Source organism: Kaistia dalseonensis, from assembly GCF_030814715.1.
Lineage (GTDB): Bacteria > Pseudomonadota > Alphaproteobacteria > Rhizobiales > Kaistiaceae > Kaistia > Kaistia dalseonensis.
On sequence record NZ_JAUSVO010000006.1, the window covers coordinates 253,938 to 278,376 of the forward strand.

19 protein-coding genes are annotated in these 24,439 nt (G+C 66.2%); 2 read left to right on the forward strand and 17 right to left on the reverse strand.

Annotated elements, in window-relative coordinates; genetic code table 11:
- Nucleotides 1-77: 77 nt before the first annotated feature.
- The 4 genes from ftsA to QO014_RS20680 form a co-directional block, all read right to left on the reverse strand.
- Nucleotides 78-1,370: a cell division protein FtsA gene (gene ftsA / locus QO014_RS20665; protein WP_370877191.1), complete on the reverse strand. Its 1,293-nt coding sequence runs from the start codon at nt 1,368-1,370 to the stop codon at nt 78-80.
- Between the two features lie 29 nt (nt 1,371-1,399).
- Nucleotides 1,400-2,197 carry a cell division protein FtsQ/DivIB gene (locus tag QO014_RS20670; protein WP_266350649.1) on the reverse strand — a complete coding sequence of 266 codons (798 nt, stop codon included), beginning with the start codon at nt 2,195-2,197 and terminating at the stop codon, nt 1,400-1,402.
- 107 nt (nt 2,198-2,304) lie between these two features.
- Nucleotides 2,305-3,228 (reverse strand): D-alanine--D-alanine ligase, encoded by a 924-nt coding sequence (locus QO014_RS20675; protein ID WP_266350650.1) that lies wholly within the window; start codon nt 3,226-3,228, stop codon nt 2,305-2,307.
- A 96-nt stretch (nt 3,229-3,324) separates the two neighbouring features.
- Nucleotides 3,325-4,197: a LysR family transcriptional regulator gene (locus QO014_RS20680; protein WP_266350651.1), complete on the reverse strand. Its 873-nt coding sequence runs from the start codon at nt 4,195-4,197 to the stop codon at nt 3,325-3,327.
- Between the two features lie 125 nt (nt 4,198-4,322).
- Here QO014_RS20680 and QO014_RS20685 point away from each other — a divergent pair, with 125 nt between their 5' ends.
- Nucleotides 4,323-5,114: an MBL fold metallo-hydrolase gene (locus QO014_RS20685; protein WP_266350652.1), complete on the forward strand. Its 792-nt coding sequence runs from the start codon at nt 4,323-4,325 to the stop codon at nt 5,112-5,114.
- Nucleotides 5,115-5,176: 62 nt separating this feature from the next.
- Here QO014_RS20685 and QO014_RS20690 read toward each other — a convergent pair whose 3' ends face one another.
- The 13 genes from QO014_RS20690 to QO014_RS20750 all read right to left on the reverse strand — a co-directional run bounded on the left by QO014_RS20690 (nt 5,177) and on the right by QO014_RS20750 (nt 23,158).
- Nucleotides 5,177-9,256, reverse strand: coding sequence for an autotransporter domain-containing protein (locus tag QO014_RS20690; RefSeq protein WP_266350653.1), 4,080 nt, complete (start codon nt 9,254-9,256; stop codon nt 5,177-5,179).
- A 226-nt stretch (nt 9,257-9,482) separates the two neighbouring features.
- A complete protein-coding gene (gene murB / locus QO014_RS20695) occupies nt 9,483-10,430 on the reverse strand; it encodes a UDP-N-acetylmuramate dehydrogenase (RefSeq protein ID WP_370877192.1) in 948 nt (315 codons plus the stop codon).
- Entirely contained in the window at nt 10,424-11,836 is a 1,413-nt protein-coding gene (murC, locus tag QO014_RS20700; protein ID WP_266350655.1) for a UDP-N-acetylmuramate--L-alanine ligase, read from the reverse strand. Before murC ends, murB begins: the two co-directional genes overlap by 7 nt.
- Complete coding sequence (gene murG, locus QO014_RS20705) at nt 11,833-12,957, reverse strand: undecaprenyldiphospho-muramoylpentapeptide beta-N-acetylglucosaminyltransferase (RefSeq protein ID WP_266350656.1); 1,125 nt, start codon at nt 12,955-12,957, stop codon at nt 11,833-11,835. The genes murC and murG overlap by 4 nt, the downstream gene beginning before the upstream one ends.
- 4 nt (nt 12,958-12,961) lie before the next feature.
- Nucleotides 12,962-14,122, reverse strand: a complete 1,161-nt coding sequence (gene ftsW / locus QO014_RS20710) for a putative lipid II flippase FtsW (protein WP_266350657.1) — start codon at nt 14,120-14,122, stop codon at nt 12,962-12,964.
- Nucleotides 14,122-15,522 carry a UDP-N-acetylmuramoyl-L-alanine--D-glutamate ligase gene (gene murD / locus QO014_RS20715; protein ID WP_266350658.1) on the reverse strand — a complete coding sequence of 467 codons (1,401 nt, stop codon included), beginning with the start codon at nt 15,520-15,522 and terminating at the stop codon, nt 14,122-14,124. The genes ftsW and murD overlap by 1 nt, the downstream gene beginning before the upstream one ends.
- Nucleotides 15,523-15,535: 13 nt before the next feature.
- The gene (gene mraY / locus QO014_RS20720) at nt 15,536-16,618 is read right to left on the reverse strand and encodes a phospho-N-acetylmuramoyl-pentapeptide-transferase (protein WP_266350659.1); all 1,083 of its coding nucleotides are present in this window, start codon (nt 16,616-16,618) and stop codon (nt 15,536-15,538) included.
- Complete coding sequence (locus QO014_RS20725) at nt 16,618-18,069, reverse strand: UDP-N-acetylmuramoylalanyl-D-glutamyl-2,6-diaminopimelate--D-alanyl-D-alanine ligase (protein WP_266350660.1); 1,452 nt, start codon at nt 18,067-18,069, stop codon at nt 16,618-16,620. The genes mraY and QO014_RS20725 overlap by 1 nt, the downstream gene beginning before the upstream one ends.
- Nucleotides 18,066-19,526 (reverse strand): UDP-N-acetylmuramoyl-L-alanyl-D-glutamate--2,6-diaminopimelate ligase, encoded by a 1,461-nt coding sequence (locus QO014_RS20730; RefSeq protein WP_266350661.1) that lies wholly within the window; start codon nt 19,524-19,526, stop codon nt 18,066-18,068. Before QO014_RS20730 ends, QO014_RS20725 begins: the two co-directional genes overlap by 4 nt.
- A gap of 53 nt (nt 19,527-19,579) precedes the next feature.
- Nucleotides 19,580-21,316 carry a peptidoglycan D,D-transpeptidase FtsI family protein gene (locus QO014_RS20735; protein ID WP_266350662.1) on the reverse strand — a complete coding sequence of 579 codons (1,737 nt, stop codon included), beginning with the start codon at nt 21,314-21,316 and terminating at the stop codon, nt 19,580-19,582.
- The gene (gene ftsL / locus QO014_RS20740; RefSeq protein WP_266350663.1) at nt 21,313-21,690 is read right to left on the reverse strand and encodes a cell division protein FtsL; all 378 of its coding nucleotides are present in this window, start codon (nt 21,688-21,690) and stop codon (nt 21,313-21,315) included. Before ftsL ends, QO014_RS20735 begins: the two co-directional genes overlap by 4 nt.
- A complete protein-coding gene (gene rsmH, locus QO014_RS20745; RefSeq protein WP_266350664.1) occupies nt 21,687-22,697 on the reverse strand; it encodes a 16S rRNA (cytosine(1402)-N(4))-methyltransferase RsmH in 1,011 nt (336 codons plus the stop codon). Before rsmH ends, ftsL begins: the two co-directional genes overlap by 4 nt.
- The gene (locus tag QO014_RS20750) at nt 22,694-23,158 is read right to left on the reverse strand and encodes a division/cell wall cluster transcriptional repressor MraZ (RefSeq protein WP_266350665.1); all 465 of its coding nucleotides are present in this window, start codon (nt 23,156-23,158) and stop codon (nt 22,694-22,696) included. Before QO014_RS20750 ends, rsmH begins: the two co-directional genes overlap by 4 nt.
- Before the next feature lie 389 nt (nt 23,159-23,547).
- Between QO014_RS20750 and QO014_RS20755 the strand changes: the two genes are divergently transcribed.
- Nucleotides 23,548-24,426, forward strand: a complete 879-nt coding sequence (locus QO014_RS20755; protein ID WP_266350666.1) for a helix-turn-helix domain-containing protein — start codon at nt 23,548-23,550, stop codon at nt 24,424-24,426.
- The last annotated feature ends 13 nt before the right edge of the window (nt 24,427-24,439 follow it).

The window sequence follows — 24,439 nt, forward strand, 5'->3', positions numbered from 1 at the left end:
CCCTGTGGCCGGTGGCGTAAACCGGCCGTCTTTCCGTTCTTCGGCATCGCTTCGCCAGGAGCGTTGCCGTCTAACCCCTAGAAACTCTCGCGAAACCAGCTTCCGAATCGGGAGAAGTATCCCCCGGTCCCGGTCATGGCCAAGCGATGTCCGCGCATTGCCGAGACCTGCTCGATCTGGGCGACCTGCGGATAAATCAACAACCCGACGGCAGCCGAGAATGCCGGCCCCTTGGCCGCTTCCGGCAGACCCGTCACACCGAGCGGACGACCGAGGCGCACATTGCGCGCCAGGATGCGCCGCGCAGCCTCCGTGATTCCCGTAAGCTGACTCGCGCCGCCCGTCAGCACGATCCTGCGGCCAACCATCGTCTGGAAGCCGGACGCATTGAGGCGGTCGCGGACGAGTTCGAGGATTTCCTCGATGCGTGCCCGGATGATCCGCGTCAGCGCCGCGCGCGGCATCTGGTTCGGCACATCGCGCTCATCGTCGCCGATCGGCAGGACCGACAGGATGTCGCGCTCGTCCGACACGCTCGGCAGCGCGCTGCCATGCATGGTCTTCAGCCGTTCCGCATCCTCGATCCGGGTGGAGAGGCCGCGGGCGATATCCGTCGTCACATGCTGGCCGCCGATCGCGATCGCGTCGGCATGGACGAACTGGCCGTCCATGAACACCGAGATCGTGGTCGTGCCGCCGCCGAGATCGACACAGGCGACGCCCAGTTCGGTCTCGTCGTCGACCAGAGCCGAAAGGCCGCTGGCATAGGGCGTCGCGACCATCGCCTCGACCGAAAGATGGCAGCGGGCGATGCAGAGCTCGAGATTGCGCAGCGGGGCGGATTCGCCGGTGACGACATGCATGTCGACGCCAAGCCGCTCGCCCATCATGCCGCGCGGATCGCGGATACCGTTATTGCCGTCGATGGCATAGCCGATCGGCAGCGAATGGATGACCGAGCGCTCGGCGGTGACCGAATGCTCACGCCCGGCCGCCAGCACGCGCTTGATGTCGGCCTCGACCACTTCATGGCCCGAGAGGGAGACGCTGGCCGAGAAGGATTCGCTGGCGAGCCGGCCACAGGACACGTTGACGATCAGCGATTCCACGGTGACGCCGGCCATGCGCTCGGCCGCGTCGACCGCAAGGCGGATCGCCTGCTCGGCCTTGTCGAGATCGACGACGACGCCAGACTTGATCCCGCGCGAACGCTGGTGGCCGATGCCGAGCACCTCGACCGCATGGGTGCGGCCCGGCAGCACGTCGCCGGTCTCGCGCGGCTTCAGCCTTGCGATCAGGCAGCAGATCTTCGAGGAACCGACGTCGAGAATGGAGACGACGGTGGACTTCTTGGCCGGAAGCGGACGCATACGGCTATCTGAGGATACGAAAAGCGACATCAGGTGCTCGCCCCCTTACGCTTGGCGAGCTTGTCGCGCTCCTTGAGTTCGGCCGCGCGGCGCTCCATCGCGGCCGGCGAAAGCCGGACGAACATGCGGTCACCGAGGCGGAGATCAACCCGCACGATGTCGCGCGAGAGCAGTTCGTCGCTCTTGTCGAAATTCTCGATGCGGGCCAACGCGCCCTGGGGATTGTCCTGCGGCAGCATCAGCGTGACGCCGTTGTCGAGGATGAAATCCCAGCGCCGCTCACCGACCAGCACGGCCGCCTTGAGACGGGCACGGATCGCCGGTGCGCTGTCGGCGAGAGCCAACGCTTCGCTCGCACGCGTCTCGGCGCCCTGCCCGATCACGCGGACCAGATCACCATAGGACTGGTCGCCGGCCTCGCCAATGACCCGGCCATGATCGTCGATGACCGAGAGCTTCTGGTCGTGTTGCCAGAGGACGAAGGGCTTGCGCTCCTCGATCGTGATGTTGAGCGTGGCCGGATAGACCTTGCGCAGCGTCGCCTTCGCCACCCAGGGCAGCGTCTCGATCCGGTCGCGGGCCGACGCCACGTCCAGGAAGGGCAGCGATGCGTCGGGCGGCAGTTGCAGCTTGTCAAGCACGGAAACCTCCGAGGTCTCCATCTGCCCGGTGATCTTGACGGAATCGATCAGCAGACCGCTCGCGGCGCTGACGCCACCGAAGACTTCGTCGAGGCGATCGGCCGCGATCACGCCGGTGACACCGGTCGCGACGAAGAGCAGGATCGTGGCCTTGAGGCCGACATGGCGCGGAAGACGCGCTTCCACGCGTTTCAGGCCCCGCAAGCGTCGATTGAGCCACAAGCCGAGCCTGGCCCCTGACGAAACCGCCTCGTCGGCTGCCCCGCCTTCCACCTGCCCCATGGCTCGCCGGCTCATCTGCCGCAAGACGCGTCCTCCACCATCCAACTGACCAGCGCCGGGAAGTCCATTCCGGCATGTCGCGCCATATCCGGGACCAGAGACGTCTCCGTCATGCCCGGCTGAGTGTTCACTTCGAGACAGACGAGTTGCCCCGTGCCCCCCGGTCGATCGTCGTATCGGAAGTCCGCCCGGCTGATGCCGCGACACCCGAGAGCCTGATGCGCCCGCACTGCTAGATTCCGTATACTTTGGTAAATATTTGGTGAAAGCGGCGCAGGAATTATGTGGCGGGCACCGTCGGCGGAATACTTGGAATCATAGTCGTACCAGCCGCCGTCGGCGGTCTCGAGCTCAATGATATCAAAGGCTTCGTCGCCCTTGACGCCACAGGTGAGCTCGCGTCCCCCGACGTAACGTTCGACCATGACGATGTCGCCGAAGCCCCAGTCATCCGCAAAAAGTTGTTGAGGCGGGTAAGCCGCATCCTCGCGCACGATCAAGACGCCGAAGCTCGACCCTTCGGCGACGGGCTTCACCACATAGGGCGGCTCCATCGGATGGGCCCTGGCGACATCGAGGCGGTGCATGAGGACAGATTCGGCGACCGGAATGCCGGCCGCCTTCATGACGTCTTTAGCCCGCGCCTTGTTCATAGCGAGCGCCGAGGCGAGCACGCCGGAATGTGTATAGGGGATGCCGAGGATCTCGAGCACGCCCTGCATGCAGCCATCTTCACCGAAGGGACCGTGCAGCGCGTTGAACGCGACATCGGGCTTCAGTTCGGCGAGGACCGAGGCGATGTCGCGCTGGACGTCGACGCGCGTCACCTTGTAGCCGGCCGTTTCCAGCGCATCGGCACAGCCTATGCCCGAATTAAGCGACACCGGCCGCTCGGTCGACCAACCGCCCATGAGGACAGCGACGTGCTTCGCCAAGACGAGATTCCTTCGTTCGAATCAATTGGAAGGAATATGCCAGCGAAGAGGTAAGGAAACGTTAACCAGATGCGCCGCGCACCGAGGCAAAATGACTCAGCGCGGGACAACCGCCTCGGGCGCCACGGCGAAGGCCGCCTTTTCGCGCTGAAACAGGTCGATCAGGAACTCCCGTGCATGCCGGACGGGCGAGGCAGCGAGGCCATCACGCCGCGTCAGCAGCCAGAGTTCGCGCGTCGGCGGCGTCACGCCGAGATCGATCGGAACCAACCCCGGCTCCGTGCGTCCGAGAAAGCACGGCAGGAGCGCGACGCCGCAGCCTGACCGCGCCGCGATCGCCTGCGAGAGTTGGCTGTTGGAGCGGAACACCAGCCGCGCCGTCGGAAACCGGCCCGCGAGCCAGACAGCCTCCGGCAGATGAACGCTCGATTCGTCGAAACCGACAAAGAGCGGCGCTCCGCCGGCGGCAAGCCGTGCCAGCCAGGATGGATCGGCGTAGAAGCCGAACGCGATCGTCGCGACATGGCGGGCGATCAGATCGCCATCCGAGGGCCGCGCCAGCCTCAGGCCGATATCCGCCTCGTGACGCGAGAGGCTGACGCTGCGCCGATCGGCGAAGACCTCGACATCGATCTCGGGATGGGACGCGCGGAACGCCGCCAGGCGTGGGATGAGGAAGGCATCGGCGAGGCTCGGCGTCGCGGTGATGCGCACAAGGCCGCCCTGCGGCGCTCCGGCGGCGATATGGGCCAGTCCTTCTGCCGCGGCATCCATCGCCCCGGCAGCCGCCAGGGCGCCCTGCCCGGCCTCGGTGAGCTCATGACCATGCAGCCGCCGCTCGAACAGCTTCGCGCCAAGCGCCGTCTCCAGCGCGGCGATGCGGCGCGCCACCGTGGCATGGTTCACGCCAAGGGCGCGGGCGGCCGCCGAATAGCTGCCATGGCGGACGAGCGCGGTGAAGAAACGCACGTCCTCCCAGTCCAGCCTTGTGCGATTTCGATCGGCCATTGCGCGAATTTAGCGAATTTCGCTCAGGCCTCACAGTCCTATCCTCCGGCCATCAACCGACATCCCACCCGCTCCGGAGCAACGTCATGACTGCCCACGACCTGACCCTCACGCTGATCGGTGGTCCGACCGTCCTGATCGAGATTGGCGGGCTGCGCCTGCTGACCGACCCGACATTCGACCCGCCCGGCCATTATCATTCCGGCCCGGTCCATCTTGAGAAACAGAGCGGGCCGGCCCTTGCCCCCGACGCGATCGGCCCGATCGATGCGATCCTGCTCAGCCACGACCAGCATGCCGACAATCTCGACCATGCGGGCCGCGCCTTCCTGGCCCACGCCCCGCTCGTGCTCACGACGCGGATCGGCGCGGGCCGTCTCGGCGGCCATGCCCGGGGGCTCGATCCATTCGAGACCATCACGATCGGCGGGACCGATGGCCAGAGCACCCTCACCATCACGGCAGCGCCCGCGCGACACGGCCCGGCGGGCATCGAGCCGATAGCGGGCGATGTAATCGGCTTCCTGATCGGCCAGGAGCAGCCCGGCGACACGCTCTACGTCACCGGCGACACCGTCTGGTATGACGGCACGGCCGAGATCGCCCGCCGCTACGCGCCGGCCGCCGTCATCGCCTTTGCGGGCTCGGCCGAGCCTCGCGGACGCTTTCACCTGACCATGGACAATAACGACGTCATCGAGACCGCCAGCGCCTTTCCCCGCGCCCGCATCATCGCCGTCCACAATCATGGCTGGGCGCATTTCAAGGAGAGCGAGGCCGACCTGGTCGCGGCCTTCACCGCCCTCGGCATTGCCGATCGCCTGACATCGCTCGCTCCGGGCGTGCCGACGCGCCTGCCGCTCGGGCCTGCGAGCTGAATACCACCCCAAACGAAAACGGCCCGCCGAGGCGGGCCGTTCGATCGTGTTGATCGCCTGGATCAGAAGCGCACTTCGCCGGTGACCTTCACCGCATTCGAATCCGCATTGCTGGCGAAGGAGCCCGAATAGACCACGCCGAGGCTGACCCGCTGGTTGAAGGCGAGGTCTGCGCCGGCCTCGACGAGGAGCGAGTCCTGCGCGATCGGCGTGCCGATCACGGTGAAGCCCGTGGCGGTGTTGTTGAACAGCATCGCCGCCTCCGGCGGGACGTCGTCGAACGCATGCCGCCAGCCGAGCATGGCGCGCGGCGTCAACCGGTTTCCGTCCACGAGGAAATCGGTCGAGAAGCGGGCGCCGAGCGTCGAATAGGCGGTGCTGTAGGAAGCACCCGACGAACTCAGCCCCGTCAGCACGGCAGCGGTTTCCGAGAAGCTGTCGCCATTGACGCTGACCCAGCCGAGACCGGCATAGGGCTCGATGATCGAGCCGCCGACCTTGGCGTCATAGGCGACCTCGCCGAAGACGTTGCCGGTCGTCGCGTCATAATTCGCCTGCGGCCGTTCCGTGACGCCACCGGCCGTCGCGGTGCGCGTGGTGTCGATCGAGCTCCAGCCCATCGACGCGCCGCCCCGCAGCTTGACCGCATCGAGCGCGACGCCGCCATAGACTGCCAGCAGGGCCGTGTCGATATCGGCCGAACTCGACCAGTTCGACGTATCAGCCGAGCCCCAGCTATAGCCGCCCGCGAGACCGAAGGTGTAGTTGTCGTTCGAAAGATCGGCACCGACCAGGGCGCCGCCGACGCTCGAATCCGTATTCGCGCTATTGCCGTCGCCGTCGCGGTTGAGCCAGGAACCGAACGCCTGGGTCCAGCCGGAATAGTGCGGGCCGGAGGCTTCGAGCGCATCGAAGGCGGCGGTGTTGGGCTTCGCCTCCTCGCCATAGCCGAGCTTCTGGCTCGGCGCCGCGGTCTTGCCGGGCACGCCAATCTGGCGCAGGCGCTGCAGCAGCGTCAGCTCCGTCTGCATCGACTGGTCGAGCAGCGTGCCGACGAGATCGGCGTGGATCTCGCCCGAAAGCGAATCATAGGTCTGCGGCAGGAAGGCGCCCGTCGTGCTGTTCGCGATCAGATTGTAGAGCCCGCTGGCACTGGTGCCGGCGTCGAGCGCATTGGCGACAGCCCACTGGTTCGCAGTCTGGGCGAAGCTCGCAAAGGGCACGCCATTGCGATCGAGCGTGATCGTGACGGCATTCGGCTCCATGCCGAGTTGAGGCGTGATGAACAGCGTGCTCGGCGCCTGAAGCGACGAGAAGCCGCTTCCGGTCACGCCGCCGTCAGCGGACACGATCGTCGCCTTGGTGCCGACGACATAGGGACCGGGCGCGAGATCGAGCACGACCGTGCCGCCATTGACCGCCGCTGTGCCGGAAACCGCGAGCCGGTTCGACGCGCCATCGGCCGCCATGCCGACCATGAAGGTCGCGTCGTTGAGGCTGGCATCGCCGTTGACGGAGAGCGTACCGCTCGTTCCGGTGCCGGGCACGATCACGGCGCCGAGCCCCGTGGTCACCAGGCCCGAAACGCTGCCGCTTCCGGAAAGCCGGGCGCCACCCTGGACGGTCGTCACCGCGGAGAGCGTGGTGTTCACCGCAAGCGAGGCACCCGAATAGACCGTGACGCCGTCCGAATAGGACTGGTCGTCGCCGAAGGTCCAGTTGCCCTGACGGATCCCGAGCGTCTCGAAGGCGCTGACGCGCGACAGCGTCGCGACGTCGGATGACGAGGACCAGACGGAGAGGGAATCAGATCCATCGCCGCCATCGAGCGTGCCAGCGATCGACGAGCCATCATGCAGCTCGACCGTATCGTCGCCCGATCCCATCGCGACATTGCCGCCGATCGCACCCGAATTGATCAGCCAGTCCTTGCCATAGCTGAACGAGACATCGCCGGCGATGGAGCCGGAATTGGCCAGCACGTCGTCGCCGCCGGCAAAGGAAACCTTGCCGCCGATATTCCCCGCGTTGAGCGTGACGCTCGCCCCGTGCTCGACGCGGACGTCACCGCCGATGGCGCCTGTGTTGAACAGGAAATTGCCGCCGACGACATCCCCGCCGATGGTGCCGGAATTGGCGAACCAGCCCATGCCCCAATCGGCTGATACGCTGCCGCCGATCGAACCGGAATTAGCCAGCAGGCCGAAGCCGCTTCCGAACGCAATGTTGCCGACAATCGCCCCGGAATTGCTGACCAGATCGGTGCCACGGCCGAGCCAGATATCGCCGCCGATCCAGCCCTCATTGTGCACGGTGTCGTCGCCATTGCCGCCGGCCACGTCGCCGAGGATCGCTCCGCTATTGTCGAGCACGTTCCGGCCGTTGCCCAGCGCGACGTCGCCGCCGATCCAGCCGGAATTGTCCACCTTGTCGTCGCCAGAACCGGCAGCCACATCGCCGCGGATCACGCCGCTATTGTCGAGCGAGTTCCGACCCTTGCCCAGCGTAACGTCGCCGCCGATCCAGCCGGAATTGTCCACCTTGTCATCGCCCGAGCCGGTAGCCACATCGCCGAGGATCGCTCCGCCATTGTCGACCCTGTTCCGGCCATTGCCGAGCGTAACGTCGCCGCCGATCCAGCCAGAATTGTCCACCTTGTCGTTGCCGTCGCCGGCAGTGACGCCGCGGAGGATCACGCCATCATTGTCCAGCGAATTCCGGCCGCCGCCGAGGGTGACTTTCCCGGCAATCCAGCCGTCGTTCCTGACCTTGTCGTCGCCAGCGCCAGCGGCGACGTCTCCGAGGATCGCGCCGCCATTCTCCAGTGTGTCGTTGCCTGAACCCAGATCGACGCTGCCGCTGATCCAGCCCCAGTTCTTCACCGTGTCCGAACCGCCGCCCATGTCGACATCGCCGACGATGAAGCCGTAATTCTTGAGTGTGTCGGCGAAATCACCGCGCAGCGTGATGGCCTCTCCAATATCACTGACGATAGCGCCCGCATTGGTGATCGTCGTCGCGCCATAGGCCGAGCCGCCATCGCTGTCGTCGACGACGATCGCCTGGCCCTTACTATGGATCAAACCACCCCAATAGTTGGTGATGCTGCCACCACCGATCGCGATGGCCTCGGGGACGTTGATGTGGGCGGGATCGTCGGCCCAGACGCCGAGTGCGCCGGTCGATTCGATCGTGCCGTGGTTCTCGATATTGGCCAGATAGTCGATGTCGATCCCGTCGCCATCCGTGTTCCAGCGACTGGGATGGGAGAGATCTGTCGCCTCGCCCGTGATGGTGCCGTAGTTCACCACATGGACAGCCTTGAGCGTGGCGAGTTCCTCTGGCGTGTCGACGCCGTCGGGAATTGAGAACCTGATCGCCGGACCATTGCGGCCGATGATATCGCCATCGGCATAGTTAGTGATCTCGAACGAACCGGTCCCGGACTGCCCGGCGATGCCGCTCTTCGAACCAGAAATCGTGCCGGAATTGTAAACGGTGCCGCTGCCTGCCGTGTAGAAATCGACGGCATTGGCGCGGTTCCAGTAGGAGCCGGTCCAGACGCCATCCGTCGTATTCTGGATCGTGCCGGTATTGGTGATGGTGGCGTTGCCGCCCGTGCGGACGACGTCCTGCGTCCCCTTGGTTTCCATCAGGCCATTATTGGTGATCGAGATCGTGCCGCCCGTGGCCGGCCGGAACCCGATGGCCTGCCCGCCGGTCGAGCGGATGGTGCCGTCGTTGACGACCGTCACCGTGCCGCCATTAATCGACGAGCTGATGGCGAGCGCGTCGTCGGTGCCCTGGATCAGCGCGCCGGTTTCGTTCGTCAGCGACAGCGAGAACGAGCCGGAGAAATCCTCGGCGCGGATCGCGCGGCCATCGGTCGACGAAATCGTGCCGGAATTGTCGATCGTCAGGTTCGCATTCGAACCGGTGAGACGGACCGAGGGATCCCGCGACGTGGTGATCGCTCCACCAGAATCGACCGTCAGCGTGTCGGTCCCCTGCATGGTCAGGCGCGTGGTCCGCGTCGTGCCATTTGCAATGGTCGTATTGGCCGCAAAGGCTGACGGCGCCCAGACAATAGCCGTAGCCGCGAGGAGCGCACGGCGGCGCCCACGATCCGAAAGAAAGCTCATGAAGTTAACGTCCCAGCCCCCAAATCCCGTAACAGGGATCAGCACGAGCGTCGGCGAGCGCTGCCATCGCCGTCAAGAGGCGCGGACAAACTGCCGCAGCGTCAGGCTGGATGCCTCAAGCTATTGATAACAAGCCGTTCTTGGCAAGATCTAGCCCACTCATGGCGGTCACCCTGACGTGGCCTGATGATGCTATCAAGCGATGTTGTATTCGAGCAACGATCGCTCACGTACCGAGGAACGGCTCCACCGCACCACCGAGCAACGGCAGGCCGAGCCGCTTGATCTCCCAGTCGAGGCGGATGCCGCTCGTCGCGAACACCCGCGCACGGACCGTCTCGCCAAGCAGTTCCAGATCATGCGCGGTGGCGCCGCCCGTATTGATCAGGAAGTTGCAGTGCATCTCCGAGACCTGGGCACCACCGATGCGCAGGCCGCGGCAGCCCGCGGCGTCGATCAGCTTCCAGGCTGATTCGCCCGGCGGGTTCTTGAAGGTCGATCCGCCGGTCTTCTCGCGAATCGGCTGGGCGCGCTCGCGATGTGCCTCGACCTCGTCCATCGCCGCCTTGATCACGGCGGGGTCGGCCGGTTCGCCCTGAAAGACAGCCTCGGTGAAGATGAGATCATCCGGCGCCGCCGTATGACGATAGGTGAAGCCCATATCGGCGTTGGAGAGGACGTGCCGGCGCCCCTTACGGTCGACCGCCCTGACCTCGACGAGACGCTGGCGCGTCTCGCCGCCATTGGCGCCGGCATTCATCCTGAGCGCGCCGCCCATGCCGCCGGGTATGCCGTGATAGAAAGCAAAGCCGCTGAGGCCCTGCTCGAGCGCAAAGGCCGCCACCCGCTTGTCCGGCAGCGCCGTACCGACGCGGATGCGATCGCCCGCCTCTGCTACAGCCGATCCGAACCCCTTCGCCGAGAGGCGGATCACCACCCCGGCTATGCCGCCATCGCGCACCAGCAGGTTCGAGCCGACACCGACCACGAGCACCGGAATATCGTCGGCGAGCCGCTCCAGGAACAGCGCGAGATCGTCCTCGTCGGCCGGCTGGAACAGCGCCTGCGCCGGACCACCGACGCGAAACCACGTGATCGCATCGAGCGCGAAATTCGGCGTCAATCGCCCGCGCAGGCCGGCCAGGTCGATATCGAGCGGCGGAAAACTCACGATGCGCGGCCCAGAGCCTCGAGTTCTTTCGGCAGGGCCTGTGCCCAATTGGTGATCGAGCCAGCGCCGAGGCAGACGACGAAATCGCCCGGCTTGGCGATGTCGGCGATCATGCCGGCCAGTTGCTCCGGCCCTTCGAGCGGGCGCGCATCGCGATGGCCGCGCACCTTCAGCCCGTCCACGAGATGGTCGCGGTCGATGCCGGGGATCGGGCTCTCGCCCGCCGCATAGACCGGCGCGACGATCACCGTATCGGCGTCGTTGAAACAGGTGCAGAAGCCGTCGAAGAGGTCGTGCAGGCGCGAATAGCGATGCGGCTGCACGACGGCGATCACGCGGCCCTGCGTCGCCGAGCGGGCAGCCTTCAGCACGGCGCCGATCTCGACCGGGTGGTGGCCATAATCGTCGAAGATCTCGACTCCGTTCCACGAACCCGTATGGGTGAAGCGCCGCTTGACGCCGCCGAACGAGGCGAGGCCCTTGCGGATCGCCTCATCCGAAATGCCGAGATGATGCGCGATCGCGATGGCGCCGGTCGCGTTCTGCACATTGTGCTCGCCCGGCATTGGCAGCGAGAGCCCGACGATCTCCGACATCGCCCCGCTCGCGCGGTCACGGATGACGGCGGTGAAGCGCGAGGTCGCGCCCTCGGTGCGCAAATCGCGATAGCGGATATCAGCCTGCGGATTGGCGCCATAGGTGATGATGCGGCGATCCTCGATCCGGCCGATCAGCGACTGGACCTCGGGATGGTCGATGCACATCACGGCAAAGCCATAGAAGGGCACATTCTCGATGAACTGCTTGAAGGCGTCGCGCACCTTGTCGAACGAGCCGTAATGGTCGAGATGCTCGGGATCGATATTGGTCACCAGAGCGACATCGGCCGGAAGCTTGATGAAGGTGCCGTCGCTCTCATCGGCCTCGACGACCACCCAGTCGCTGGCGCCGATGCGAGCATTGGTGCCATAGGCGTTGATGATGCCGCCATTGATGACGGTCGGATCGAAGCCGCCGGCGTCGAGCAGCGCTGCGACCATGGACGTCGTGGTGGTCTTGCCATGGGTGCCGGCGATGGCGATGGCACTCTTGAGGCGCATCAGCTCGGCCAGCATCTCGGCGCGCCGCACGACGGGCAGCAAGCGCTCGCGCGCGGCCTTCAGCTCCGGATTGCTCGACTTGATCGCCGAGGACACCACGACGACACGCGCATCACCGAGATTGGCGGCGTCATGGCCGATCGTGATGGTGACGCCCTTGGCGCGCAGGCGCTGGACATTGGCGTTCTCGGCCGCGTCCGAACCCTGGACCCGATAGCCGAGATTGACCAGCACCTCGGCGATGCCGCTCATGCCGATACCACCGATACCGACGAAATGGACGGGACCAATGTCCCGGGGCATTTTCATGGAGAAACTCCGAATGGTGCATCGAGCGTGGCGCCGCTGACGACGCGCTCGACCAGATCGGCCAGACGCTCGTCCGCATCCGGCCGGCCGACGGACCGCGCTGCGTGCGCCGCCTCGACCAGACGCCCGGGCGCCACGAGAAAGGCGGACAATTCCTGCGAAAGACGGTCCGCTGTCAACTGCGCCTGCGGCACGACCCAGCCGCCACCGGCCTTTTCGAGCACGAGCGCGTTGGCGCTCTGGTCCTGGTCGATCGCGCCGGGCAGCGGCACCATGATCGCGGGCCGCCCGATGACGGCGAGCTCACAGACCGTCGAGGCGCCGGAGCGCGAGATGACGAGATCGCTCCAGGCGATGCGCGCGGGCATGTCGCGGAAGAACGGCGCCAGTTCAGCCGAGACGCCGAGCTTGTCATAGGCGGCGCGCACCCGCTCCATGTCCTCGGGTCGGCATTGCTGGACCAGGGAAAGGCGCGCGCGGGTCGCGGGATCGAGCTTTGCCAGCGCCTCGGGCAGCAGGTCGGAGAAGAAGCGCGCTCCCTGGCTGCCGCCGAATATCACCACCCGCAGCGGCCGGTCCGCCGAAAGCGCCTCCGGCGCGATGGCGCTCGCCTCGACCACGGCGCGGCGGACGGGATTGCCGGTCTGAACGACCGTCGTCCGGACGCCGGGCCCGAGCGCCACGCCGGGAAAGCTGGTCGCAAGCACCGTCGCGCGCGGCGCCAGCAGCTTGTTGGCACGGCCGAGCACGGCATTAGCGTCGTGCACGATGGTGGGAATGCCCTTATGCGCCGCCGCCAGCATGGGCGGAACGGTCGGATAGCCGCCAAAGCCGACGACGGCCTTCGGCTTCAGCGTGTTGAGGAGACTGCGCGCCTGCCAATAGCCGCGCCAGAGGCTCCATGCCGCCGCTGCCATCACGACGGGCGATTTCACCGAGGGCGTCGCGGAACGGATGATGTGCAGTTCCGTCGCGGGAAAATCCTGTCCATAGGTCTCGGCCCGGTGATCGGTCGCGAGATCGATGCGCCAGCCGCGCCGCTTCAACGCATGAGCGAGCGCCTCGGCCGGAAAGAGATGACCGCCCGTGCCACCCGCGCAGAGAAGGATCGTGTCGGCCATGAGGTCAGGCGGCCTTCGGCGTCACATTGTCGAAACGGCTGAACCCGCGGCTGAAACTTACCGGCTCGAAGCGGCGACGCGTCAGCGCCAGCACCAGCCCCATCTGGAAGGCGAGCGCCAGCATGGACGAGCCACCATAGGAGACGAAGGGCAGCGTCATGCCCTTGGCCGGCATCAGGTTCAGGTTCACCGACATGTTGATGCAGGACTGCACGCCGAAGAGCACCATCAGCCCGGCCGAGGCGAGGCGGACGAAGGCGTCCTGGTTCTTCAGGCTGTGGCTCAGGCCGCGAATGACGATGAAGGCGAAGACCAGCACCAGCAGCATGCAGAGAATGATGCCGAACTCCTCCGCCGCGACAGCGAAGATGAAGTCGGTATGACTGTCCGGCAGGATGCGCTTGACCACGCCCTCGCCCGGACCGCGTCCGAACCAGCCGCCGCGCAGCACGGATTCAAGCGCAGTATCGACCTGGAACGTGTCGCCCGTCGCGGGATCGAGGAAGCGGTTGATGCGGCCGGCAAAGTGCGGAAACACCGTATAGGCCGCCAGGATACCGAGCGCGCCGAGGCCCGCCAATCCGCCGATCCAGATCCAGGAAAGGCCGGCGAGGAAGAAGACCGTCGACCAGGCGATGACCACGAGCATGGTCTGGCCGAGATCGGGCTGCGCGACGAGCAGCGCGACCACTATGGTCAAAAGCAGGATCGCGAAGAGGTTGCCGGGGATGTCGCTGCCGCGCGAGCTTTCAGTGAACAGCCAGGCGGAGAGCACGACGAAGGCCGGCTTCATGAACTCCGACGGCTGCAGCGAGAAGCCGGCGAGATTGATCCAGCGCCGCGCGCCCTTGACCTCCTGCCCGATGAAGAGCGTCGCGAACATCAGCACGATCGCGATCACGAACACGATCAGCGTGGCCCGGCGGACATTGCGCGGCGAAAGCAGCGAGGTGGCGATCAGGATCGCCAGCGTCGGGATCAGGAATGCCACATGGCGCTTCACGAAGTGGAAGCTGTCGAGGCCGATGCGCTCGGCGACCGGCGGGCTGCCCGCGAGCGAGAGCACCACGCCGCCGATCATCAGCGCGATGACGCCGAAGAGCAGAAACTTGTCGACCGTCCACCACCATTCGGCAAAGACGCCACGATCGGCCCGGCTGACCATCACTTCACCTCTACAGTGGTTCTGGCTGGATTGAGCGCCTGCACGAGATCGCGGAAATGATCGCCGCGCTTCTCGAAGTTCCGGTACTGGTCATAGGAGGCGCAGGCCGGCGACAGCAGCACGACCGACTCCTTCGCCGCGTCGAGCGCCGCATCGCTGGCGGCAGCCTTGACCGCGGCCTCCATCGTGCCGGCCATCACGACCGGGACCTTGCCTTCGAGCGTTTTCGCGAATTCCTCGGCGGCCGCTCCGATCAGATAGGCCTTCGCGATCTTGGGGAAATAGGGCGCCAGGCTGGTGATGCCGCTCGTCTTCGCCTTGCCGCCCGCGATCCAGTAGATGTGGTCGAAGCTCGCCAGCGCCTTTTCGGCCGCATCGGCATTGGTCGCCTTGGAATCGTTGACGAACAGCACCTTGCCGATGCGCGTCACCTCTTCCATGCGGTGCGCTAGGCCGGGGAAGCTCTTCAGCCCCTTGACGATCATCGGCTCGGCCACGCCGATCACGCGGGCGGCCGCGATCGCGGCGGCGGCGTTCTGCGCATTGTGCAGCCCGCGCAGCGATCCGATCCCGTCCAGATCGGCAACCTGGTGCACGGTGGCATTCTCAGCCTCGAAGATCCGGCCGCGATCGGCAAAGAAGCCGTTCGTCACCGGCCGGCGGACCGAGATCCGCTCCACCGGCTTGCGCGCCCGGTCGAGATCGGTGGCGATCGTCGTGCACCAGTCGTCGTCAATGCCGATGACGGCCGTCTGTGCACCGAGCACGAGCCGGGCCTTGATCGCGGCATAGCGCTCCATGGAGCCGTGCCGGTCGAGATGGTCCTCGGTGATGTTGAGGAGCACGCCCACTGTCGGGTCGATCGAGGGCGTCAGGTCGATCTGGAACGACGAGCACTCGACGACATAGACGCGGTCGCTGTCGAGCGGCTCGAGCGAGAGGATGGCGGTGCCGATATTGCCGCCGAGCTGGACATCCCAGCCGTCGGTCTTGAAGAGATGGGCGATCAGCGCCGTCGTGGTCGACTTGCCGTTCGTGCCGGTGATGGCGATGAACGTCGCGCCCGGCGCCACGGCGCGGCGCTCGCGGCAGAAGAGCTCGATATCACCGATGATCTCGATCTTGGCCGCCTTCGCCTTGACGACGGTCCAGTGCGGCTGCGGATGCGTCAGCGGCACGCCGGGCGAGAGGATGAGTGCCTCGAGCGTGGCGAAATCGATATCGTGCAGATCCCGCGTCGGCACGTCCGACGCTGCGGCATTGGCGACCGAATCGGGATTGTCGTCCCAGGCGATGACGTCGGCGCCACCGGCGACCAGCGCCTTGGCGGTCACGAGGCCGCTGCCGCCCAAGCCGAATACGGCGACCTTCTTGTCCGCGAAGCTGGTGATCGGGATCATGCCGCCCTGCCCCTCAACGGATCTTCAGGCTGGAAAGGCCGATGAAGGCCAGCACGACCGCGATGATCCAGAAGCGGATCACGACCTGCGGCTCGGTCCAGCCGAGCTGTTCGAAATGATGGTGGATCGGCGCCATCCTGAAGACGCGCTTGCCCGTCAGCTTGAACGAGGCGACCTGGATGATCACCGAGACGGCTTCCAGCACGAACAGGCCGCCAATGATGGCGAGCACGATCTCGTGCTTGGTCGCAACTGCGATCGCGCCCAGAAGACCGCCGAGGGCGAGCGAGCCGGTGTCGCCCATGAAGATCGCCGCCGGCGGCGCGTTGAACCAGAGGAAGCCGAGGCCGGCGCCGAACATGGCGGCGCAGAGAACGGCAAGTTCGCCCGTGCCGGGCACGAAATGGATCTGCAGATATTCGGCAAAAACGGCATTGCCGGAGAGATAGGCCATGATGCCGAAGCTCGCCGCCGCCACCATGACCGGCACGATGGCGAGGCCGTCGAGACCGTCCGTCAGGTTCACGGCATTGCCCGCGCCCACGATGACGAAGGCGCCGAAGGGAATGAAGAACCAGCCGAGATCGATGACCCAGGACTTGATGAAGGGGAACGTCAGCGCATCGGCGAGCGGACCTGCCGAAAGGCGTGAAATGACGAAGCAGGCGATGGCCGCCATCGCGAATTCGACCAGCAGGCGCGACTTGCCGGAGAAGCCCTTGTGGCTCTGCTTCGTGACTTTGAGATAATCGTCATAGAAGCCGATCATGCCGAAGCCGAGCGTCACGCCCAGCACGGTCCAGACATAGAAGCTCGACAGGTTCGCCCAGAGCAGCGTCGAGACCGTCAGGCCGGACAGGATCATCAGGCCGCCCATGGTGGGCGTGCCCTTCTTGGCGAGATGGCTCTGCGGGCCGTCCTCGCGGATCGGCTGGCCGCGGCCCTGTTTCAGGCGAAGGCCGCGAATGATGCTCGGACCGAACAGGAACACGAAGATCAGCGCCGTCATCGCCGCCCCACCCGCCCGGAAGGTGATGTAGCGGAAGACGTTGAGCGCGGAGAATTGCGCGGAGAGGTCCCCCAGGAAATAGAGCATCAGTTGGGTCCTTGTAGGCCGGGATCACGCTCGGCATGGGGCGAGAAACGCGTCTTCAGGGTTTCGACCAATGGCGCCATGCGGCTACCATTCGAACCCTTGACCATCACCACGTCACCGGCGGCGACCTCTTCGACGAGAATCAATTCGAGTTCGCTCGCCTTTTCCGCATAATGGCCCTGCATGGCTGCCGGCAAGACCTCCCAGAGCGCATGCATGGACGGACCAGCGAGATAGACGCGGTCGACGCCCGCCTGCATCAGCGGATCGACGAGTTCGGCATGAAGGCGCTGCGTGTCCGGGCCGAGTTCCAGCATGTCCCCGAGCACGGCGATCCGCCGGCCCGCGCCAGCCGGCGCCGTGGTGGCGAGCACGGCCATGGCGGCCCGCATCGAGGTCGGGCTCGCATTATAGCTCTCGTCGATCAGCGTCGCCTGTCCGCCATCGATCCAGATCTGGTGCCGCGCGCCGCGTCCCTTGGGCGCCGCCATGGCACCGAGCGCGGTCGCCGCCAGCTCGATATCGGCACCGAGTTCGACGGTGGCGAGCAGCACGGCGAGCGCGTTCTGCACGAGATGCCGACCCGGCGCCCCGATCGTGAAGCTGATCTCATTGCCGAGAATATTGGCCGTGACGAGCGAATGATCCGCCTGCAGGTCGACCGCCAGCAGCCGCCCCTCGGCACCCGCGCCCTGTCCGAAGCCCAGCACGCGCTCGACGCCGGCATCGATCGCGAGCAGCGCCAGCTTTTCGAAATGCGGATTGTCGCGATTGAGGATCGCGGCACCGCCGGGCTCGATGCCGGAGAAGATCTCCGCCTTGGCTCGGACGATGCCGTCGATCCCGTCCTCGAAATACTGCAGATGCACCGCCTCGATGTTCGTGACGATCGCGACATGCGGACGGACCATGCCGACCAGCGGCGTGATCTCGCCCGGATGGTTCATGCCGATTTCGAACACGGCATAGCGCGCATCGGCAGGCAGGCGCGACAAGGTCAGCGGCACGCCCCAGTGATTGTTGAAGGAGGCCGGCGAATAATGCGTCGGGCCGCTCCCGGCGAGCGCGCGGGCCAGCATTTCCTTGGTCGAGGTTTTGCCGACGCTGCCCGTGACCGCGACGATCCGCGCCATTGAGCGCGCCCGGGCCGCGAGGCCGAGCGCCTCGAGCGCGTGCAGAACGTCGCTCACCACCACGAGCGGCAGTGTCATGCGGCCGAGGGCGGCCAGCCGCTCCTCCGCAATCACGGCCACCGAGGCGCCATGGGCGGCGGCGCTGCCGACGAAATCATGCCCGTCGAACTGGTCGCCGCGGATGGCGAAGAAGGCATCGCCCGGCGCCGTCGTGCGGCTGTCGATCGAGATGCCGGAAATGACGCCGGGCTCAAGCCCGGTCGGTCGGCCATTCATGGCGGCGACGAAATCGGCGAATGTCCACAGGGGCTGGGTCATGCGGCGACCTCCGTTGCGAGCGCGGCGGCCACCACCTCATGATCGGAGAAATGATGCACGACGCCGGCAATGATCTGCCCGGTCTCGTGCCCCTTGCCCGCGACGCAGAGAACATCGCCCGCTTCGAGCATGCCGATCGCTTCCGAGATGGCGCGGCCCCTGTCGCCGATCTCGATCGCATCGGGCGCGCCGGCCATGACGGCCTTGCGGATGGCGGCGGGATCTTCCGAGCGTGGATTGTCGTCCGTCACGATGACGAGATCGGCATGGCGCGCCGCCGCCTCGCCCATCAACGGGCGCTTGCCGGCATCGCGGTCGCCGCCCGCGCCGAAGAGCGCGATCAGCCGGCCCTTGGTGACCGGCCGCAGCGCTGCCAGCGCGTGATCGAGCGCGTCGGGCTTGTGGGCATAGTCGATGAAGACCATCGCCCCCTTCGCCGTCGTGCCGACCAGTTCGAGCCGGCCGGGCGCGCCGACGAGACGGCCGAGCGCCGCGATCGCCGTTTCCGGCGCGACGCCGGCGCCGATCGCAAGGCCCGCCGCAACCAGAGCATTGGAAACCTGGAAATCGCCGAGCAGCGGAAGTTCGACCCGCATCGACTGGCCGAAGACGATGAGATCGAGGCTCTGGCTGAAGCGGTCCGGCGTCGCGGAAACCAGCTTGATCGCCCTGCCCTTCGCGCCGACATCGATGAGCCGCTGCCCGCGCCGCGCGATGGTGGCCATCACCGCCTCCGCATAGCCGCCATCGGCATCGACCACGGCCGGCGCGCCCTCGGGCAGCAGATCGCCGAAGAGCCGCATCTTGGCGGCGAAATAGTCCTCGACCGTCGGATGATAATCCATGTGGTCGCGGCCGAGATTGGTGAAGCCGGCAGCGCTGATGCGCACGCCGTCGAGCCGGTGCTGGTCGAGCCCATGGCTCGACGCCTCGATCGCGGCATGCGTCACGCCCTCGCGCGCCAGACGGTCGAGGATCTGATGCAGTTGCACGGGATCGGGCGTGGTGAGGCTGCCATAGTTCGAGCCGGCCGGCGACACGACGCCGATCGTGCCGACCGAGGCCGCCTGATGGCCCGCCGCCTCGAAGATCTGGCGGACGAAGGCGGCGACCGAGGTCTTGCCGCTGGTGCCGGTGATGGCGACGATGTGCTCGGGCTGCAGCGGATAGAACCGCGCCGCGAGCAGAGAGAGCGCGATGCGCGGATCCGCGGCGCGCAGCACGGGCACGCCGATATCGTCAGGGACGAGGGAATCGAGGCCGCAAAGGACAGCGGCGGCACCGCGCTTGACCGCGTCGGGCGCGAAGCGGGCGCCATCGGCGGCAACACCCTTCAGGGCGGCGAACAGCGTGCCGGGGACGATGGCCCGGCTGTCCGCCGAAATCCCCGTGATCTCGACGGCTGCGGCCGTTGGGGTGATCGGGAAGAGGGTCGAGGCTAGGTCGCCTAGGCGCATGAGCTGCGAGGTCCTGTCTATCGTTGGAACGGACGGCCCCCGCTCATCCGCGCTCAATACGACACAAGCATGGCATCGGGGTGGCCTTCCTGCTCCGTACGCGGCGTAACGCCCAGGAATTGGGCAGAACGACGAATAACATTGCCGGCGACGAAGGCAGCATTCCAGGCGGCGAGCGCCGGCAGGTTCGGCTTCTCCGGCTTCGGATCATCGACGGAGACCAGCAGCACATATTGCGGGTCGTCCATCGGGAAGCTGGCGAGGAAGGAATTGAGGTAGTGGCCGTTGACGTAGCGCCCGTTGACGATCTTTTCCGCCGTTCCGGTCTTGCCGCCGACGACATAGCCGGGCACGTCGGCATGGCGGCCCGAGCCATTGACGGCGTTGAAGCGGAAGAGCCAGCGCATTTCGTCGCTCGTCTTCTTCGACACCATCACGGTCGAATCGGCGAAGGCCTGCTCCTGCGTCCGGGGGAAGAAGGTCGGCGACAGGAGATGACCGCCATTGACGAGCGCGACGTCGCCCATCACGGCCTGCATCGGCGTGATCGCGATGCCGTGGCCGAAAGCGACGGTCATGGTCGTTACGTCGCTCCAGCGCTTCGGCAATTGCGGCGTCGCCACTTCCGGCAGATCCGTCTGCAGCTTGGTCGCGAGGCCGAACTGCTTCAAATATTGCTGCTGCAGCGTCTGGCCGACCGTCATGGCCATGCGGGCCGTGCCGATATTCGACGAATACTGGAAGATCTCCGGCACGCTCAGCACGCGGCCGAGGCTGTGGGAATCATGGATGGTGAAGCGGCCGACGCGCAGCGGCGCCCGCGCATCGAAACTGTCCGTCATCTTCACCTTGCCGGATTCGAGCGCCATGGCGAAGGTGAAGCTCTTGAAGACCGAACCGAGCTCATAGCTGCCGGCCGTCATGCGATTGAGGCGATCGGGCTTGTTGGCGTCGACCGGGTTGTTCGGGTCGAAATCCGGCAGCGAGGCGAGCGCCAGGACCTCGCCGGTCTTGGCGTTGACGATCGCGCCCATAGCCGCGGCCGCCTTGTATTTCTCCATTGCGCCGACCAGTTCGTCGCGCAGCACGTGCTGCACGCGCAGGTCGACGGAGAGGCGCACGGGCTCGAGCGCCGCGCTCTTCACCGCGAAACCCGCCTGGTGCAGGTCGCTCAGCCCGCGCTCGTCAATGGCGCGCTCAATGCCGGCAATGCCCTGATTGTCGGTGTTCACGAGGCCGACAATGTGCGCGGCGGCGGGGCCGCCGGGATAGAAGCGGCGGTTCTCGGTCAGGAAGCCGACGCCGGGAATGCCGAGATCGTGGATCTGCGTCTGCTGCTGCGGCGTGATCTGGCGCTTGACCCAGACGAAGCCGGCCTGCGTCGAGAGCTTCTTGCGAAGCGCGGTCGCATCGAGATCCGGCAGCACGCTGGTGATCAGCTCGGTCGCCTCGTCCGGATCGATGATCTTGTTGGGCTCGGCGAAGAGCGAGGCCGACTTGATATCGGTCGCCAGGATTTCGCCATTGCGATCGACGATGTCGGGCCGCGCGGTGGACACCGCCTGCGCGCCGCCGCCACGACCGCCCAGCGTCGACTGGTCGGTCATGCCGAGCATCATCAGCCGGCCGCTGATCACGCCATAGACCAGCATGAAGGCGCCCATGGCGAGGATCACGCGGCTGCGGGTCTGGTCGCTGCGCGCCTTGCTCGCACCCTTGAGCTTGGCCACTTTGCGACGGCCCGAGGCGGGGCTGAAGACGTCGGGATGGTCCGTGAGCGTCATGGTCATGGCTGGATCCCCGATTGCGCGACCGAGGACGGGGCCTTCGGTATCGTTGCAGTTCGCATGGTGTCGAGGCCGGCATCCGGCGTCGGCGGCTTGGCCGGCACGTCGGCGATGGAGGCAAGCTGGCGCACGTCGAGCGGCTGAAGATTGAGATAGCTGCCATAGCGCGCGACCAGCGACTGGAGCCGTGCCGGCTGGTCGAGCACGCTCCACTCGGCCTTCAGCACCGTCAGCTGTTCCTTCTCGCGCGCGATGTCGGCTCGCAGCGCCATCACGCGGTCGGCGGCGCGGCCGGCGCCGTCCTTCATCGCATAGGTGAAGACGGCACCGGTGACCATCAAGGCGACCCAGACGACGTTGACCGTCTTCGACATCATGGCTTCTCCGCCTTGAATTCCGGCAAGGATGGAACGCCCGCGGCCTCCGCATCGAAGGGGCGCGAGGGCGCCTCGGTGCGGATGCCGGCGCGCAACTTGGCCGATCGGGCGCGCGGATTGCGCGCCGTCTCGGCATCGCCCGGCAGCACGGGACCCTTGTCGATCAGATGGAATGTCGGCGCGGCGACCGTGCGCTCCGGCATGTGGCGCGAACCGCCCGCCCTCACCTCGCTCCGCTCGGCGAAGAAGCGCTTGACGATCCGGTCCTCGAGCGAATGGAAGCTGACGACGACGAGGCGGCCGCCCGGTTTCAGGATGCGCTCGGCCGCGACCAGCGCGTCGCCGAGTTCATCGAGCTCCTGGTTGACGTAGATGCGCAGCGCCTGGAACGTGCGCGTCGCCGGATGGATCGGGTCGGACGGCTTCTTGCCGACGACGCGCTCCACCAGCCCCGCCAGTTCGCTCGTGCGCAGGTATGGCTTGATCTTGCGGTCCTCGGCGATGGCGCGGGCGACCGATCCGGCGCGCCGTTCCTCGCCGAGCGCGGAAATGATCCGCGCGAGATCGCGTGGGTCCATCTGATTGACGACGTCGGCGGCGCTCGGGCCCGAACGGCTCATGCGCATATCGAGCGGGCCGTCGAAGCGGAAGGAGAAGCCGCGCTCGGCCTCGTCGAGTTGCATCGAGGAGACGCCGATATCGAGCACGACGCCGTCGACGCTCGCATGGCCGAGTTCCTCGGCGACCTGATCGAGCTCGCCAAAGCGGCTCTCGACCAGTTGCAAGCGGCCACCCGCTTCCTTCACCAGTTCGGCGCCGCCGGCGATGGCCGTCGGATCGCGGTCGATCGCGATCACGGAGGCGCCCGTCGCCAGGATGGCGCGCGTATAGCCGCCAAGGCCGAACGTGCCGTCGATGAAGACACCGCCCGGCGCTGGGGCCAGATGCGCGATCACCTCGTTGAGAAGCACCGGCACGTGCCGCGCATTGGCGTCCGCGCCGCTCATTGCTGCACTCCCGACGAACGGCCACCGATGCGCTTGCGCAGATCGCGCACGCGGTTCTTGGCTTCCTCGCGATAGGCGATGAAGCGCTGCGGTTCCCATATCTGAAATTTGTAGCCCTGGCCGACGAAGGTCACCGTATCGGCGATGCCGGCATGCGCCTTGATGGCCTCGGACAGACCGACACGCCCTTCCGTATCGACCTTCAGGATCTCGCTCTCGCCGATCAGCGTCGTCGACAGGAATTCGTGATCGTCCGAGAACGGCTCGAAGAGAGCGAGGCTCGCGCGGATCTGCTCCCGGAGACGATTGCCTCCCGCATCCACCGCATTCTGATCGAGCGTCGGACAACAATAGAGCCCCTCGAAGCCGTCACGCATGAGCACAGACCGGAAAGAGGCCGGGATGGACACCCGGCCCTTGGAATCCAGCCGGTTGGTGAAGGTGGAAACGAACTCGTCCATTGCCCCTCCCGCCCGACCTGTCCTGACACACGACCGCCCTACCCCTGCCCAGCCTCCGGGCACGGATCGAAACCGACGGACGCGGACAGGGAACGCACGCCTGGTACGCAAACGGAGAGCCAGCGCCGGCCGCTACAGACCGTCGGGTACGCCCTCGAACCAGGATGATTTGGGATAGCATGGGACAGTATGGGCGTCAATGGAATCGGCCCCCACGGGATGTGGAAACCATGGTCAGTGATTGAACTCCGTTAAGCTTAAGGTTTGGTTGCACGGCCGGATTTGCCCACCGCGAGGATGAGCTTCCGTGGCGGAAAACAGCGGATCCGCGAGGTCCGGCACGAGGATTGCATTGAAAATTCAATGGAGATCGAAAGACCGAGCCCGCCATGCTGGAGAACCCCTTCGCCTCGGAAGCCTTCGCGATCAGCCGGCCGGCGCTGTCCGGCTATGCGGCGGTGTCGCGATCGGGCCTGACCGTCGAGGCCTATCACAGCGAAGCCGGGCAGATGCTGTCCTGCGGCGCCATGCATCGCATATCGATCAACCGCACCGCGCACCGCCGTTATGCCTTCCGCCTCGGCGAGGACGGAACCACCCATACGGTGAAGCGGCCGGCCTTCTCGCTCGGCTTCCAGCCGGCCGGGCGGCCACTCTTCGTCGATGGCGACAGCGCCGATTATATTTCCATCTTCCAGGACCCGGACCTCTACCGGTCGATCGCGCCGGGACGGTTCGCGCCGGAGGAGATCGACGAGCGCGCGCTGCTGATGCCGACCGACCCCGTCACGCGCCATCTCGCCTGCGCGCTGGCCGAGACCGCCAGCCGGCCGGACGGCACGGATTCAATGCTCTCCGAACAGATCGGCATCGCCTTCGCCGTTTCGACCGTCCGCCTGCTCACCAGCGGCGCGACGATCGCCACCACCGATCGCGCGCCCGCGCTGTCACCGCAGCGCCTGCGTCGGGTGAGCGACTATGTCGATGCGCGGCTCGGCGAGACCGACCTCTCCATTTCCGATCTCGCGGCGGTCGCTAATCTCAGCCCCTTCCATTTCAGCCGTGCCTTCAAGGGCGCGACGGGCAAGACGCCGCATCAATTCGTGACCGAGCGGCGGATCGAGCAGGCGAAGGCGATGATGCCGAACCGGGAATGCGGCCTCTCCGAGATCGCCTACGCCGTGGGCTTCTCCAACCAGGCGCATTTCTCCACGGTCTTCCGCCGCGTGACCGGCACGACACCGAAGACCTATCGCGACCAGCTCTGAGGGCTGCGCAAGA

What these genes read in the sequence shown, in the direction of transcription:
- ftsA (WP_370877191.1), bottom strand. Translation starts at nt 1,370, where the DNA reads ATGCGTCCGCTTCCGGCCAAGAAGTCCACCGTCGTCTCCATTCTCGAC.
- QO014_RS20685 (WP_266350652.1), top strand. Translation starts at nt 4,323, where the DNA reads ATGACTGCCCACGACCTGACCCTCACGCTGATCGGTGGTCCGACCGTC.
- QO014_RS20690 (WP_266350653.1), bottom strand. Translation starts at nt 9,256, where the DNA reads ATGAGCTTTCTTTCGGATCGTGGGCGCCGCCGTGCGCTCCTCGCGGCT.
- murC (WP_266350655.1), bottom strand. Translation starts at nt 11,836, where the DNA reads ATGAAAATGCCCCGGGACATTGGTCCCGTCCATTTCGTCGGTATCGGT.
- murG (WP_266350656.1), bottom strand. Translation starts at nt 12,957, where the DNA reads ATGGCCGACACGATCCTTCTCTGCGCGGGTGGCACGGGCGGTCATCTC.
- ftsW (WP_266350657.1), bottom strand. Translation starts at nt 14,122, where the DNA reads ATGGTCAGCCGGGCCGATCGTGGCGTCTTTGCCGAATGGTGGTGGACG.
- murD (WP_266350658.1), bottom strand. Translation starts at nt 15,522, where the DNA reads ATGATCCCGATCACCAGCTTCGCGGACAAGAAGGTCGCCGTATTCGGC.
- mraY (WP_266350659.1), bottom strand. Translation starts at nt 16,618, where the DNA reads ATGCTCTATTTCCTGGGGGACCTCTCCGCGCAATTCTCCGCGCTCAAC.
- QO014_RS20725 (WP_266350660.1), bottom strand. Translation starts at nt 18,069, where the DNA reads ATGACCCAGCCCCTGTGGACATTCGCCGATTTCGTCGCCGCCATGAAT.
- QO014_RS20730 (WP_266350661.1), bottom strand. Translation starts at nt 19,526, where the DNA reads ATGCGCCTAGGCGACCTAGCCTCGACCCTCTTCCCGATCACCCCAACG.
- QO014_RS20735 (WP_266350662.1), bottom strand. Translation starts at nt 21,316, where the DNA reads ATGACCATGACGCTCACGGACCATCCCGACGTCTTCAGCCCCGCCTCG.
- ftsL (WP_266350663.1), bottom strand. Translation starts at nt 21,690, where the DNA reads ATGATGTCGAAGACGGTCAACGTCGTCTGGGTCGCCTTGATGGTCACC.
- rsmH (WP_266350664.1), bottom strand. Translation starts at nt 22,697, where the DNA reads ATGAGCGGCGCGGACGCCAATGCGCGGCACGTGCCGGTGCTTCTCAAC.
- QO014_RS20750 (WP_266350665.1), bottom strand. Translation starts at nt 23,158, where the DNA reads ATGGACGAGTTCGTTTCCACCTTCACCAACCGGCTGGATTCCAAGGGC.
- QO014_RS20755 (WP_266350666.1), top strand. Translation starts at nt 23,548, where the DNA reads ATGCTGGAGAACCCCTTCGCCTCGGAAGCCTTCGCGATCAGCCGGCCG.